Raw genomic sequence first — 13,837 nt, 5'->3', positions numbered from 1 at the left:
CTAACCCTTCACTCGTCGCATCGTCATCGAGTGGCGGAACCGGCCGCCGGGGTGAGTGTTCACCGTCACCTGAGCGATCTCGCCGTCGGACGTCGTATAGGTGCGCTGCATCTCCAGCGCGGGGCTGCCCGGCTCGACCTTGAGCCCGTCCGCCAGCTCGGCTCCGACCTGGACGGCCGAGATCTCCTGGCGCACCTCGACGATGCTGAGCCCGAACAGGTCCTCGATCAGGGGAAAGATCGGTCCGGTGTGGTTCTGCAGCATCCGGCCGACCGCGGCGAACGCGCGGTTGATGTAGTACTCGGTGCGGCAGACGGGCGCGTCGGCGGCCTCGGCGCGACGAAACCCGCGCACCGCCAGCCACTCTTCGCCAACCATCAGCCCGGTGCGCCGGGCCAGCTCATCGTCGATCGTGACCATGGCGATCGACTCGATGGCGAAGCGGGCACCTGTGGCAAAGGCCAGCAGATCGTTGATGGAGACGACATCCTGGACGTAGGCGTGTGACGACGGTCGCGGCACCACCATGGTGCCCGCACGTGGTCGTGACGAGACCAGGTTGTCCTCCCGCAGCCGGCGGAGCGCCTCTCGGACGGTGTATCGGCTCACCGAAAAACGCTGGCACAGTTCGTGTTCGGTGGGAAGTTGCGACCCGACGGGATACACCCCGTCCACGATTTCCTTGCGCAGTGTGCGGGCCACCTGAATGTAGCGATGGTCGGCGGACTCGGCGTGTGTCATCTCAGCCCGATCCGGCTGAAGGCGAGCACACTGCCGTCGGCATCCGCCGAGACGTACAGGGTGCCATCTGGGCCGGCGGCGATCCCGGCAAACGGCCCCTGCGGGCCCGAGAACGGCGGCATACCGCGCAGCGGCTTGGGGGTGACGCAGGGCGGGGCGCCGACCGGAAGACCCGAGGCGACGGTGGTGCGGCTTCCGCATGCCAGATCGACCTCGATCAGCGACTTGGTGTCCGCATCGACGATGAAGAGTAGATCACCGGTCACCAGAATGCCCTGCGGACAACCCAATCCGTCCACCACGGTTTCCTTGTCGGTGCCGTTCACCCTGATCACTCTGCCACGCTCGCTGACCAGCGGGTTACCGTCGCCACCGATGGCGACCCCCACCGGGGTGTCCAGGCCGGTGGCCAGCACCTCGGTGCGGCCGTTCGCCACCGACAGCAGCCGGCCGGTACCCTGCTCGACGGCCACGATGCCGCGCGGGCCGACAGCGACGCCGTAGAGCTGGTCCAATCCGTCTGCCAGGAAATCACTTTCACCCTCGGCGGGCCGGAATCGCGCGACCTGCCCCCCGGAGGTCGTCACCACGAATTCGCCGGGTCCGTCTGCGGTCAGTCCGCGCACGAAGCCGGGATAGCCGGGGCTGAACAGCATTCCGAGTGTGTGCAGGCTGCCGTCGGCGCGCAGCAGATAGAAGTAGGTGCCGTCGGCGACGTACAACTCGCCGTCGGGCCCGATCGTCAGATCCAGCGGCCAGTTCAATCCGCCCGGCAGCACCGCTCGGGTCTGCTGGCCGTCGAGGATCTCGGTGATCTCGCCGGTGAAATTCGAGACGAACAGGCGCCCTCCGACGAACGTCAAGTTGTCCAGTCCTGGAGTGAGGTTCGCCAAGACCGTCTGCTCACCGTTGCGCGGATTGATCCGAAGCACCTGACCGCTGTGCACCTGTGTGGAGACCAGATAGCCGTCTGAGTCGAACTTCACGGCGTCGGGCACACCGAGACCGGTGGCTACGACTTCGGGGACCACCGGGTCCCTGCCTTCGGGATCGATACGCCAGATCTCGTTGGCGCCCATCACCGGGAAGTACAGCAGCCCGTCGGGCCCGACCTCCATGGCGTTGGGCGACGGCACGTTCTCCAGCAGAATGCGCGGCGGCCCACCGCCGACCGTGTCCAGTTCCATCAATCGGCCGCCCTCACGGCACTCGCCGATGAACAGTCGGTCCCGGTACACGGTGATGCCGTTGGCGCACGGCAGGTCGTCGCGCAGTACGCGAGTGGCCCCGCCGGCGGTGCGGACGCTGACCCGGCCGTCCATCACCTCGGTGGCGTAGAGGTTGCCGGCGGCGTCGAACGCGACATCGTCGGGGGCGATGATGTCGCCGCCCTTGGCGCTGATGGTGTCGACCAACCCGGTACCGATGTCCAGTGCGCTGATCTGGCTGCCGGTCACCTGGGCGATGTACACCCGGCCGTCGGGGCCGGTGCGCAGACCGTTCGCGCCGAACAACCGACTCGGCGAGGTGCGCCGTTCCACACTCCACCCCTCGGCGAGCACCGGGGGATGGGCGAGGGTGAAGCGCCCATCCTGCTGCGATAGCGACTTCTGGATCATCGGCGTGACCGTACCAAGGGAATTTAGTCCAGACAATAGAGTCGACTGATCTCGGCAGCACCCTTGACGGTGCTATAACTGCTGCGGAATCATGTTCTCCAGCCAGCAGAGTCCATCTATTTGTCCGGACAATGCTGAGAACGAAAAGGGGTTATGAGCGATCTCCTCAGGCTCGACGGCCGCATCGTGGTGGTGTCGGGCGCCGGAGGCGGCGGCATCGGGACGACCGTGACCGAGATGGCGGCACGGGCCGGTGCCACCGTCGTCGCCGTCAGCCGCTCGCGGGAGAACCTGGACGAGCAGGTGGGGCCACTGGTCGACAGTGGCCTGCCGATCGTGCCGGTCGCCGCCGACGCCGCCACCGATGCCGGGATCGCCACCGTCATGGATACGGTGCGCCGCACCGAGGGAGCGCTGTACGGACTGGTCAACATCGCCGGCGGCGCCGCGCCCTCGACGTGGATGCCGGCCACCCGGGTCAGCCGCGCCGACTGGCGCGAGCTGTTCACGGCAAACCTGGAAACGATGTTCTTCATGAGCCAGGCGGTGGCCGCCGAGATCCGGTCAGCGGGCGGCCCGGGCTCGATCGTGTCGGTCTCCTCGATCAGTGGGATGAACACCGCCCCGTTCCATATCGCCTACGGCACCGCCAAGGCGGCGATCGTCGCGGCAACCAGAACGATGGCGCTCGAACTCGCGCTCGACGACATCCGGGTCAACGCCGTCGCACCGGGGGTCACCGAGACCGCCGCGTCACGTGCGTATGTGCAGGCTGATCCCGAGCGGGACCGCACCGCGATCGCCATGGGGCGCCGCGGACGTCCAGAAGAACAGGCCGGCACGATTCTGTTCCTGCTCTCGGACCTGTCGAGCTACATCACCGGCCAAACCCTGCTCGTCGACGGGGGTTTGGACCTGCGGTGGAGTCATGTCGGTGCGGACAACACGTCGTTGTTCCTCGCCGACGATGACTTCCGCAACGAAATCAAAAGGCCCTGAGAGGAGTTGGTGATGGGCGAGCTGGACAGTACCGAAGAACTGGCAGAACCGATGACCATCGGTGTGGAGGCCTACATCTCACCGGAGTACGCGCGCGCCGAACGCGACAAGTTGTGGCGCAAGGTCTGGCAGCAGGTGGGCCGGGTCGAGGAACTGCCCGAGGTCGGCAGCTATCTGACCTACGACATCCTCGACGACTCGATCATCGTCGTACGAACGGGCGCGGACACCTTTGCGGCTCACCACAACGTCTGCATGCACCGCGGCCGGCGGCTCGTCGACACCCCGCCCGGTGCGAAACAGGCTGTGGGCCGGGCCCGTAAGTCGTTCGTCTGCGGATTCCACGGCTGGTCCTACGGGCTGGACGGCGCCTGTACTCATATCCGCGAGGAGGCGGATTGGCAGGGTGCGCTGAATCCGGCCAACACCCGGCTACGCCCGGTGAACGTCGACACCTGGGGCGGCTGGCTGTGGATCAACATGGACCCCGACTGCGAACCCTTGGCCGACTACCTCTTTCCCGCGGCGAAGATCCTCGACCCGTTCGGGCTGGAGAACATGCGGGTGAAGTGGCGCAAATGGGTGCATTTCGACTGCAATTGGAAGGTCGCCCTGGAGGCGTTCAACGAGACCTACCACGTCTTCACCACCCATCCGGAATTCAACAAGTTCGGTGAGTTCAAAGGCTGGGCCAAGGCGCAGGGCCGGCACAGCAACATCGGCTACGACGCACCCGAGGACATGGCCGAGACCAAGTCCAAGATCCGGCTGGGCACCGGTGACCCGCGGATCTCCACCGCGGAGATGCAGGTGTACACCATGGAGGAGACCAACGCGACCACCACGCAGACGCTGGTGAACGCCGCCCTGCGCCTGGTGGACGAATTACCCGAGGGCACCCCGGCCGACAAGGTGCTCGAGCACTGGCTCGCCGCGGCTCGCCGAGACGACGAGGCGCGCGGTGTGGTGTGGCCGACGATCCCGGCCGACATCCTCGGCCAGAGCGGAACGGCCTGGCAGCTGTTCCCGAACTTCCAGATCGGGCAGGGGTTGACCAGTGCGCTGTGCTACGGCGCACGCCCCGATCCCGGCTACAACCCGGACAAGTGCATCTTCGAGGTGTCGGTGTTCGAGCTGTACCCCAAAGGTGCCGAGCCGCAGGCCGACTGGGAGTACACCCCGGTGGGCGATCCCCGGTGGCGCAGTGTGCTGCCGCAGGACTTCTCGAATATGGCGGCGGTCCAGCAGGGGATGAAGTCGCTGGGATTCCCCGGCACCCAGCCCAATCCGTACCGCGAACGCAGCACCGTGAACCTGCATCACCAGCTGTCGAAGTACATGGGCGCCGGCGAACCCCAACCGATTTAGCGATTTCGGCGCGATAACCGTCGCTGAGCGAACGAAATCGCGCCGAAATCACAAGTGAGGAGAACGTATGGTGACCCCGGAAAATCTCTGCGGGCCCACCGATGTCCCACAGGACATCGATATCGATGCGCTGCGGGAGAAGTACCGCGTCGAGCGGGAGAAGCGGCTGCGACCCGAGGGTTCCGCGCAATACCTGGAGCTCGAGGGGGAGTACGCGGATTCCTACGAGGTCGATCCGTATACCACTGTGACGCCACGTGATCCGATCGCCGAGGACGTCGACGTCGTGGTGCTCGGCGGAGGTTTCGCCGGGCTGCTGGCCGGTGCGTACCTGAAGAAGGCCGGTGTCGAGGGTATCCGGGTCATCGAGATGGCCGGTGACTTCGGCGGGGTCTGGTACTGGAACCGGTTCCCGGGGATCCAGTGCGACAACGACGCCTACTGCTACATCCCGCTGCTCGAAGAGCTGGGTTTCATGCCGTCGAAGAAGTTCGCCGACGGCGCCGAGATCCTGGGCCACTGCCGCAACATCGGCAAGCACTTCGGTCTGTATGACGGGGCGTTGTTCTCCACTCAGGTGCGCGAACTGCGCTGGGCGGACGAGACGCAACGCTGGAATATCAGCACCGATCGGGGCGACGACATCCACGCCAGATTCGTCGTGATGGCGCAGGGTTCGTACAACCGGCCGAAGTTCCCCGGGATCCCCGGGATCAAAGACTACAAGGCTGCCGGCGGGCACGTGTTCCATTCCGCGCGATGGGATTACGACTACACCGGCGGTGACGCCGACGGCGGCCTGCACAAGCTCGCCGACAAGCGCGTCGCCCTGGTCGGCACCGGCGCCACCGGTATTCAGCTGGTTCCGCATCTGGGCCGGGATGCCCAGCACCTCTTCGTCTTTCAGCGCACCCCGTCGTCGGTGGACGCGCGGTCCAATCCGGCCACCGATCCGGACTGGGCCGCGTCGCTGCAGCCGGGTTGGCAGGAAGAGCGCAAACGCAACTTCCACAACTGGTCGCCGTTCGTCGGCGTGGTGTTCGGCGAACCGGATCTGGTCTGCGACTTCTGGACCGAGCTCGGACGCAACCTGACCGCGCGCATCGCCGCCAGCCCGGATCCCGCGTCGGTGAGCATCGAGCAGATCATGGCCTTCCGTGAGGAAGAGGACTACAAGATCATGGAACGGCTGCGTCGCCGCGTCGCCGAGATCGTCTCCGATCCGGTCACCGCCGAGGCGCTCAAGCCCTACTACCGCTTCATGTGCAAGCGGCCGACGTCCAGCGAGCACTATCTGGCCACGTTCAACCGTCCCAACGTGACGCTGGTGGACGTGTCGGCGACCAAGGGGGTGGAACGGCTGACCGAGAAGGGCATCGTCGCCGACGGTGTCGAATACGAGGTCGACTGCGTGATCTTCGCCAGCGGTTTCGAGATCTCCACCGAGCTCAGCCGCCGGTTCGCGATCGAGGAGATCGTGGGCCGTGACGGGCTGTCGCTCTTCGACTATTGGCACGACGATTACAAGACGCTGCACGGCATGACCAGCCGCGGCTTCCCCAACCAGTTCTTCATGGGGTTCATCCAGGGCGGCGTGTCGGCCAACACCACCGCGATGTTCGAGCAGCAGGCCCGCCACATCGCCTACATCATCGCCGAGGCGCAGAATCGCGGTGCGACGACCGTCGAACCGAGCCAGGACGGCCAAGACGCCTGGGTCGCGACTGTCCGCGAACTCGCGATCGACAACTCGGCGTTCGAACTGTCCTGCACGCCAGGCTATTACAACAACGAGGGTCGCGGAGGCGCGGAAGGCAACGGGTCGTTCCTCGGCGACTTCTACTCACCCGGCTTCTACGCATTCGACGATCTCATCGCGCAGTGGCGGGCCACCGGCCATCTCGACGGCCTGGAACTCGGAAACTAGATGGCGCACGCACGATTCGACGATCGCGTCGCCGTCGTCACCGGAGCCGGCCGGGGGCTCGGACGCGAGTACGCGTTACTGCTTGCGCGGCTCGGGGCCAAGGTCGTGGTCAACGATCCGGGCGGGGCGCTGACCGGCGAGGGGGACGACGCCGGACCGGCCCAGCAGGTGGTTGACGAGATCACCGCCGCGGGTGGGGACGCTGTCGCCTCGACCGAGTCGGTGGCCACCGCGGTCGGCGGTCAGGCCATCATCGGGGCTGCGACGCGGCACTACGGCCGCATCGACGTGCTGATCCACAATGCCGGGATCGTCCGGCGCGCACCCCTGACCGAGATGACGGCCGAGGATTTCGACGCGGTGCTCGACGTCCATCTGCGCGGCGCTTTTCATGTTGTGCGGGCGGCCTTTCCGGTGATGTGCCAAGCCGGCTACGGCCGGGTGGTGTTGACGTCGTCGATCGGCGGGGTGTACGGCAACCACGCGGTGGCGAACTACGCGGCCGCCAAGGCCGGGATCACCGGGCTGTCGAATGTCGTCGCGCTCGAGGGCGCAGAGCACGGGGTGCGCTGCAACGTCATCGTCCCGGCGGCGGTGACCAGGATGGCGGAGGGGCTGGATACCTCGGCGTACCCGCCCATGGGCGCCGACCTGGTCGCCCCGGTCGTCGGCTGGCTGGCCCACGAATCTTGTTCGATCACAGGGGAGATCCTCACCGCGATCGCGGGCCGGGTGGCCCGGATCGTCGTGGTGGAGTCCGCCGGTGTCTACCAGCCCGCGTGGACCGTCGACGCGGTCGGCGCCCGCATCGACGAGATCCGCGACATCAGTAACCCGCTCGTGTTCCCGGTCGTGCCGGACGGACACGGCGCACACATCGGTCACAGCTTCGCCATGGCAAAGGGCACGCAATGACCAGCACCGGCCCCCTGGCGGGGGTTCGCGTCATCGACCTCACCGCGATGGTGATGGGCCCGTACTGCACGCAGATCATGGCGGACATGGGCGCCGACGTCATCAAGGTCGAGCCGCCCGCCGGCGACGACACCCGCTATGTCTCGGTGGGACCGGCCCCGGGCCTCAGCGGTGTGTTCGTCAACGTCAATCGCGGAAAGCGCAGTGTCGTACTCGATCTGCGATCCGACGAAGGAACGGCAGCGCTGCGCGCGCTGATCGCCGGCGCCGACGTGTTCATCCACTCGATGCGCGCCAAGGCGATCAACAAACTCGGATTCGGCTACGACGACGTCGCCGCCATCAACCCGTCGATCGTCTACACCAACTGCTACGGCTACGGCAGGCGCGGGCCCGAACGCGACCGCCCCGCCTACGACGACACCATCCAGGCTGAGTGCGGTCTGCCCGCCGTGCAAGCCGAATTGACCGGCGAGGCCAACTATGTCGCGACGATCGTCGCCGACAAGGTCGCCGGGCTGACGGCGGTGTACGCCACGACAATGGCGCTCTTTCACCGCGAACGCACCGGTGAGGGGCAGGAGGTCGAGGTCGCGATGTTCGAGACGATGGCCTCGTTCATGCTCGTCGAGCACGCGAACGGCGCGATGTTCGACCCGCCGCTCGGGCCGGCGATGTACCACCGGACCGTGGCCCCCAACCGCAAACCGTATCGGACCAAGGACGGCTACATCTCGGCGCTGATCTACAACGACCGGCATTGGGCGAGCTTCATCGACGCCGTCCAGCCGGCCTGGAACACCGAGCGCTACGCGACCCTGGCGGCTCGTGCCGCCGAGATCGACACCGTGTACTCGCTGGTGGCCCAGACCATGACCGAACGCACCACCGAGGAGTGGCTGACATTGTTCGTGGAGCTAGAGATCCCGGCCGCACCGCTGAACACGCCGCAGGCACTGTTCGACAACGAACAGCTCAATGCCGTCGGCTTTTTCGAGACGGTGCCGACCCCGCACGGCCCGGTGCGGTTGCCGGGCGTGCCGACGTGGTTCTCTCGCACCCCGGGCCGCATCGCCGGGCCCACCCCCGAACTCGGAGCCGATACCGCTGCGGTCCTTGCCGAGTTGGGACTGGCGGAGGTGGAGAGCGCATGAACCTGAACTTCGAGTTCGCACCAGAGGCGAGTGCGCTGCGCTCCCAGCTGCGTGAGCTGGTGAACGAGCATATTCCCGAGGACTTTCTCGGGGCGTTCACCGACAACCCCGCGGATCTGGAAGTGGCGCAACAGTTCTGCCGCACACTGGCGGAACGGGAGCTGCTCTGCCCGGCCTGGCCGGAGGAGTTCGGTGGTCGCGGCGTCTCGGTGTGGGAACAGACCGTGGTCCGCGAGGAGATGTGGGCTCACCACGAGCCCCGTGGCGCCCAGTACATGGGGGTCAACTGGGTGGGGCCCATCATCATGCGGCACGGCACCGAATCCCAGAAGCGCAAGCATCTGCCGTCCATCGCGAATGGCGACGTGATCTGGTGTCAGGGCTTCTCCGAACCTGAGGCAGGAAGCGATCTGGCGTCGTTGCGCACCACCGCCCGCCGCGATGGTGACGGCTGGTTGGTGAACGGTCAGAAGATCTGGACGTCCTACGCGACCATGGCGCAGTGGTGTTTCCTGCTCGCCCGGACCACAAAAGGCGAGAAGAAACAACAGGGCCTGACGATCTTCCTTGTCCCGATGGACGATCCGGCGATCCAGGTGCGACCCATCCGCACCATGTTGGGCCCGCATCATCTCAACGAGGTGTTTTTCGACGACGTGCGGGTCACCGAGGCCGACGTGCTCGGCACAGTCGACGACGGCTGGTCGATCGTGGCTGAGGTCACCTCGTTCGAGCGGGTCGGGATCGCCCGCTACGCGCGGTGTGAGCGGCTGCTTGCCGCGGCGCCTGCGGTGCTCGGCGACCGGTGGGACCAAGTGCCTGCCGAACTGCGTGGCCGGTGGGTCCGGATGTTGACGCACTGCCGTCGTGCGCGGTTGATGGCCTACCGGATCGTGGAACTCCAGAACACCGGGCAGGTTCGCCCCGGCGACGCCGCCGCCTACCGGATCGCGGTCACCAAGCTCGATCAGGACAGCGCCGAGGTGTTGATGGACATCGCCGCCGCGGTGTCACACGAGGATCCGCGGGCGAAGTGGTTTCTCGACGAGGTCGAGGATCACTGGAAATACTCGCAGGCCTCGACGGTCTCGTCTGGCAGCATCGAGATGCAACGAATCCTGCTGTCGCGCGCTCTGCTGGCAGGTGCCAAGTGATTCTGGACATCTCCGAGGATGCGAAAGAGTTCGGCCGCGAAGCCCTTCGGGCCCTTGAGGCCGCCGGGGGCGACAGCCTGGTACAGCAGGCCGAAGCCAAACCCGACAGCAGGGAGTCACTGGTCGGCCCGGTCCTGGCGGGCCTGGGCGCATGGGAACTCGACCCGCGCACCGATGCCGACGGATTAGAAGCGGCCGCGGCGCTGTGCCGGAGCGCGGGCTACTGGGCAGTGCCCTACCCGGTGGCCGAGCGCTTGGCCGCTCCCACCGACCTCGACGTGGACGGCCTGGTGGTCGTCTCGGACATCAGAGCCTCGGCCGCCATCGGCGAACTTGAAACCCGTTGGGCTGCCGTAACGCTGGATGGTGTGCGGTCCCACGTGACCGGCCATGGCGCGAATGGCCCGGCGTTCGTGACCGAGCTGCAGCTGTCGCCGATCGACGAGAACGGCACGGGGGATGTCGCGCTGGTGCTGACGTTGCAGTGTTGGACGCTGCTCGGCATGCTGGATCGCGCGATCGAGTTGACGGTCGCACACGTGCGCCTGCGTAAGCAGTTCGGCCAGACGCTGTCTGCCTTTCAGGGCGTGCAGTTCCAGCTCACCGACGCCGAGGTCGAGCGCAGCGGATTGGACATTCTCGCCAAGTACACGCTCTGGAGCGTCGGGACCGGCAGTGCGGACGCACTCGAAGATGCTCTCGCCCTGCGGATGTCGGCGATCGAAGCGGCCGAGATCGTGTTCCGGGTGTGCCACCAACTCCACGGCGCGGTCGGATTCTGCAACGAGACGACCCTGTCGTGGCTCTCGCGCTACAGCCAGCCACTGCGGCGCCTGCCTTTCGGCCTGTCCGCTACGCGCGATCTGTTGACCCGCAGAGTCGGCGGGGCCGGGCTGAGAGGACTGTTCGGATGAGGGTCGTCGTGATCGGCACCGGATTCGGCAAGCACGCCGCTGCACCGGTGTACGAGAGCCTCGGCCTCGATGTCGAGGTGATCAGTCCGCGTGACGATGCGGCAGTGACGGCCGCCCTGGCGTCCGAGATCGACTTGGTGTCGGTTCATTCGCCGCCGTTCATGCACGTCGGTCATGTGAACGCCGCGATCGATCACGGGCACCCGGTGCTGTGTGACAAACCGTTCGGCCGCAACGCTGCCGAGGCCGAGGCGATGCGGGACCGCGCGCGGGACGCCGGGGTACTGCACTTTCTGAACTTCGAGTTCCGCTTCAACGAGGCCTGGGCCAGGCTCAAGGCGCTGGCCGACGACGGGACGATCGGTACGCCGGCGCATGTGAACTGGACGTTCTACGGAAACGGACTGCGGGGGCGCCCGTACGGCTGGATCAACGACCGCGAGCGTGGTGGCGGCTGGATCGGCGCCTATGGCTCCCACCTCATCGACTTCACGCGATGGTTGTTCAACAGTGAGGTGGCCGACTGCGGTGGGGTGACCCGCATCGACGGGTCGCCGCCGGAGGCCACCGCCGAGGACGCGTACTCGGCATGGTTCCGGATGGCCAACGGCTGCACCGCCGCCCACGACACCGGCTTCGCCGGAGCGGTTCCGCTGGCACCACGCGCGACGCTGCTCGGCAGTGCCGGCTCCGTTGAGTTGACCGCCGATACGACGATGGTGGTGTATCGGCCCGGCGAGCAGCCACAGACGTTCGAATTTCCGCCTGCGCCACGGCGGTCGCCGCCTCCTGCGCTGTCGTCGTTCCTCGGCGAGGTCGTCGAGGCGGTACGGACCGGCAGGCAGATCGCTCCGTCGTTCGACGACGGTGTGGCAGTGGCTCACACGATGGACCGGCTGCGGGCGGCGTCATGACGAACCTGGACGAGTTTCGCGAGCGGGTTCGCCAGTGGTGTGACGTCCACGTACCCACCGACTGGCGAGCGACCCAAACCGGTGCCAGCGAAACTGAATTCGTCGCATTTCAGAAGGACTGGTTCGCGCAGCTGCATGCCGCCGGATTCGCGGTGCCGCACTGGCCGGCCGAGTGGGGCGGCGGAATGCCGGTGGACGAGCAGATCGTGCTGTATTCCGAGCTGGCCGCCCACGATGCGCCACGGCTGGTGCTGGCGTTCGTCGGCATCCACCACGCGGCGTCCACCTTGTTGGTCGCCGGCACCGACGAGCAGCGGCAGCGTCACCTCCCCGCGATTCTCGACGGCGAGGTCTGGGTGCAGGGATTCTCAGAACCCGAGGCCGGTTCCGACCTGGCCAGTCTGCGCACCACGGCGCGCCGCGACGGCGATACGTTCATCGTCGACGGTCAGAAGCTCTGGGCCAGTGGGGGATTGCACGCGGATTGGTGCCTACTACTGGCCCGCACCGACCCGGACGCCCCGAAGCGTCAGGGCATTTCGTACCTCCTGATGGACATGACCACCCCGGGCGTCGAGGTGCGCCCGATCCGCAACGCCATCGGCGACTCGCATTTCTGCGAGATCTTCCTCGACGGCGTGGAAATCCCGGCCGCCAATCTGATCGGCGCGGAGAACCAGGGCTGGCAGGTCGCGCAGGCCACCCTCGGCGCAGAGCGCGGAATGACGATGCTGGAACTGGCCGAGCGCCTGGGCAATGCGGGCTTTCGCTGGCTGGTGGCTGCCTGCCGGCCGATTCAGGATGCGCTGGTCGCCGACCGGCTGGCGCAGTTCGAGATCGAGATCGCCGGCCTGCGCGGGCTATGCCGGGAGTTGGTGCTTCGCCACGATTCCGGTGGGGTCGGCCCGGCGGACGCCTCGGTGGTCAAGTTGTTCTACAGCGAACTGCTGCAGCGGATGACCGATTTCGGCACCGAGATCGGCGGCATGGCCGCCCACACCCGGCTCACCAAACCGGCGTCCAGCGGCTGGGAATCCGGGTCGTGGATGCTGGATTTCATCGGCTCATGGGAGTGGACGATCCCCGGCGGGGCCAGCGAGATCCAGCGCACGATCATTGCCGAACGAGGGCTTGGCCTGCCGCGAGAGCCGAGCGTTGTGTGATGACCGACTATTCCGAATTCCATACCGAGCTCCGCTCGGTGGCCTGCGACGTGCTCGCCAAGGAGCGGACCATCGGGTGGCCGGTGCTCGTCGACGCGGGGTGGGTTGGTCTCGAGGTGCCCGAGCATCTCGGCGGTGCCGGGGCCACGTTCGCCGAGGTGGCCGTGATCTGTGAGGAGATGGGCCGCGCGGCAAGTGCGACCAGCTTTCTGGGCAGCGCCGTACTGGCCCTCGGTGTGGTGAATGCCCTGCAGCCCGGCGACACCCGGGACCGGCTGCTGACGGATATCGCTTCAGGCGCCATCCGGGTGACAGTCGCCTTCGAACCTTTGGACTACGTGCCCGATGCCGAAGGCGCCGAACGGATTCTGATGCTCGACGGCGACACGGTGGTCGAGACGGCAGCGACCGTCAGACCCCAGCCCGTCCTCGACGAGACGCGCCGCCTGGCCGTTGTGGTGCCCGGCGCCGTCGTCGAAACACACCGCTTTGCTGGGGATCCGCAGGTGCAGATCCGTCGCGTGCACGACCGTGCTGCCGTCGCGATCGCCTGTGACAGCCTCGGCGTGGCGCAGGCCATGCTCGCCGCGACCGTCGCCTACGTGAAGGTACGCGAGCAGTTCGGCAGACCCATCGGTTCTTTCCAGGCGGTCAAGCACGCGTGTGCGGACATGCATGTGGCGATCGCGGTCTCTCGTCAACTTGTCAGTGCCGCAGTCCAAGCCGTGGCCGACGACCGACCTGAGGCCGGTGTGGCTGCGGCGATGGCGAAGTCGTACGCCTGCGGGGCCGCCGTCGACGTCGTCGGTAAGGCGATGCAACTGCACGGGGGCATCGGCTACACGTGGGAGAGCGGCATCCACGTCTATCTCAAGCGGGCCGCACTGAACCGTTCGCTGTTCGGCTCGCCCGCGACATATCGCAAAGAGCTCGCTCAACGTTATCTGTAAAGCAATCAAGGAGTTTCAC

12 protein-coding genes are annotated in these 13,837 nt (G+C 66.6%); 10 read left to right on the top strand and 2 right to left on the bottom strand.

Annotation, left to right across the window (positions count from 1 at the left end; genetic code table 11):
- Both HPC46_RS09525 and HPC46_RS09520 read right to left on the bottom strand, forming a co-directional pair.
- Positions 1-741: a GntR family transcriptional regulator gene (locus HPC46_RS09525; RefSeq protein WP_005148339.1), complete on the bottom strand. Its 741-nt coding sequence runs from the start codon at positions 739-741 to the stop codon at positions 1-3.
- The gene (locus HPC46_RS09520; RefSeq protein ID WP_179469116.1) at positions 738-2,360 is read right to left on the bottom strand and encodes an SMP-30/gluconolactonase/LRE family protein; all 1,623 of its coding nucleotides are present in this window, start codon (positions 2,358-2,360) and stop codon (positions 738-740) included. The genes HPC46_RS09525 and HPC46_RS09520 overlap by 4 nt, the downstream gene beginning before the upstream one ends.
- A 153-nt stretch (positions 2,361-2,513) precedes the next feature.
- Here HPC46_RS09520 and HPC46_RS09515 point away from each other — a divergent pair, with 153 nt between their 5' ends.
- The 10 genes from HPC46_RS09515 to HPC46_RS09470 all read left to right on the top strand — a co-directional run bounded on the left by HPC46_RS09515 (position 2,514) and on the right by HPC46_RS09470 (position 13,818).
- Positions 2,514-3,359, top strand: coding sequence for an SDR family NAD(P)-dependent oxidoreductase (locus tag HPC46_RS09515; RefSeq protein ID WP_179469114.1), 846 nt, complete (start codon positions 2,514-2,516; stop codon positions 3,357-3,359).
- A gap of 12 nt (positions 3,360-3,371) precedes the next feature.
- Positions 3,372-4,727, top strand: a complete 1,356-nt coding sequence (locus HPC46_RS09510) for an aromatic ring-hydroxylating oxygenase subunit alpha (RefSeq protein ID WP_179469112.1) — start codon at positions 3,372-3,374, stop codon at positions 4,725-4,727.
- 67 nt (positions 4,728-4,794) lie between these two features.
- Positions 4,795-6,654, top strand: a complete 1,860-nt coding sequence (locus tag HPC46_RS09505) for a flavin-containing monooxygenase (RefSeq protein WP_179469110.1) — start codon at positions 4,795-4,797, stop codon at positions 6,652-6,654.
- Positions 6,655-7,569, top strand: coding sequence for an SDR family NAD(P)-dependent oxidoreductase (locus HPC46_RS09500; protein WP_179469108.1), 915 nt, complete (start codon positions 6,655-6,657; stop codon positions 7,567-7,569). It abuts the gene before it with no gap.
- Positions 7,566-8,723: a CaiB/BaiF CoA transferase family protein gene (locus HPC46_RS09495; RefSeq protein ID WP_179469106.1), complete on the top strand. Its 1,158-nt coding sequence runs from the start codon at positions 7,566-7,568 to the stop codon at positions 8,721-8,723. Before HPC46_RS09500 ends, HPC46_RS09495 begins: the two co-directional genes overlap by 4 nt.
- Complete coding sequence (locus tag HPC46_RS09490) at positions 8,720-9,877, top strand: acyl-CoA dehydrogenase family protein (protein ID WP_179469104.1); 1,158 nt, start codon at positions 8,720-8,722, stop codon at positions 9,875-9,877. Before HPC46_RS09495 ends, HPC46_RS09490 begins: the two co-directional genes overlap by 4 nt.
- The gene (locus HPC46_RS09485) at positions 9,874-10,791 is read left to right on the top strand and encodes an acyl-CoA dehydrogenase family protein (RefSeq protein ID WP_179469102.1); all 918 of its coding nucleotides are present in this window, start codon (positions 9,874-9,876) and stop codon (positions 10,789-10,791) included. Before HPC46_RS09490 ends, HPC46_RS09485 begins: the two co-directional genes overlap by 4 nt.
- Positions 10,788-11,705: a Gfo/Idh/MocA family protein gene (locus HPC46_RS09480; protein WP_179469100.1), complete on the top strand. Its 918-nt coding sequence runs from the start codon at positions 10,788-10,790 to the stop codon at positions 11,703-11,705. Before HPC46_RS09485 ends, HPC46_RS09480 begins: the two co-directional genes overlap by 4 nt.
- Complete coding sequence (locus HPC46_RS09475; RefSeq protein ID WP_179469098.1) at positions 11,702-12,868, top strand: acyl-CoA dehydrogenase family protein; 1,167 nt, start codon at positions 11,702-11,704, stop codon at positions 12,866-12,868. The genes HPC46_RS09480 and HPC46_RS09475 overlap by 4 nt, the downstream gene beginning before the upstream one ends.
- On the top strand, positions 12,868-13,818 hold the full coding sequence (locus HPC46_RS09470) for an acyl-CoA dehydrogenase family protein (protein ID WP_179469096.1): 951 nt from the start codon (positions 12,868-12,870) through the stop codon (positions 13,816-13,818). The genes HPC46_RS09475 and HPC46_RS09470 overlap by 1 nt, the downstream gene beginning before the upstream one ends.
- The last annotated feature ends 19 nt before the right edge of the window (positions 13,819-13,837 follow it).

The organism is Mycolicibacterium vinylchloridicum (genome assembly GCF_013404075.1).
GTDB lineage: Bacteria > Actinomycetota > Actinomycetes > Mycobacteriales > Mycobacteriaceae > Mycobacterium > Mycobacterium vinylchloridicum.
The sequence above is the reverse complement of the archived record's forward strand: the minus strand, read 5'-3'. Positions and strand labels throughout refer to the sequence as shown.

Bases quoted from the DNA above. Each gene is read 5' to 3' on its own strand.
- HPC46_RS09500 (WP_179469108.1), top strand. From the start codon at position 6,655: ATGGCGCACGCACGATTCGACGATCGCGTCGCCGTCGTCACCGGAGCC.
- HPC46_RS09475 (WP_179469098.1), top strand. From the start codon at position 11,702: ATGACGAACCTGGACGAGTTTCGCGAGCGGGTTCGCCAGTGGTGTGAC.
- HPC46_RS09490 (WP_179469104.1), top strand. From the start codon at position 8,720: ATGAACCTGAACTTCGAGTTCGCACCAGAGGCGAGTGCGCTGCGCTCC.
- HPC46_RS09470 (WP_179469096.1), top strand. From the start codon at position 12,868: ATGACCGACTATTCCGAATTCCATACCGAGCTCCGCTCGGTGGCCTGC.
- HPC46_RS09510 (WP_179469112.1), top strand. From the start codon at position 3,372: ATGGGCGAGCTGGACAGTACCGAAGAACTGGCAGAACCGATGACCATC.
- HPC46_RS09480 (WP_179469100.1), top strand. From the start codon at position 10,788: ATGAGGGTCGTCGTGATCGGCACCGGATTCGGCAAGCACGCCGCTGCA.
- HPC46_RS09525 (WP_005148339.1), bottom strand. From the start codon at position 741: ATGACACACGCCGAGTCCGCCGACCATCGCTACATTCAGGTGGCCCGC.
- HPC46_RS09495 (WP_179469106.1), top strand. From the start codon at position 7,566: ATGACCAGCACCGGCCCCCTGGCGGGGGTTCGCGTCATCGACCTCACC.
- HPC46_RS09505 (WP_179469110.1), top strand. From the start codon at position 4,795: ATGGTGACCCCGGAAAATCTCTGCGGGCCCACCGATGTCCCACAGGAC.
- HPC46_RS09520 (WP_179469116.1), bottom strand. From the start codon at position 2,360: ATGATCCAGAAGTCGCTATCGCAGCAGGATGGGCGCTTCACCCTCGCC.
- HPC46_RS09515 (WP_179469114.1), top strand. From the start codon at position 2,514: ATGAGCGATCTCCTCAGGCTCGACGGCCGCATCGTGGTGGTGTCGGGC.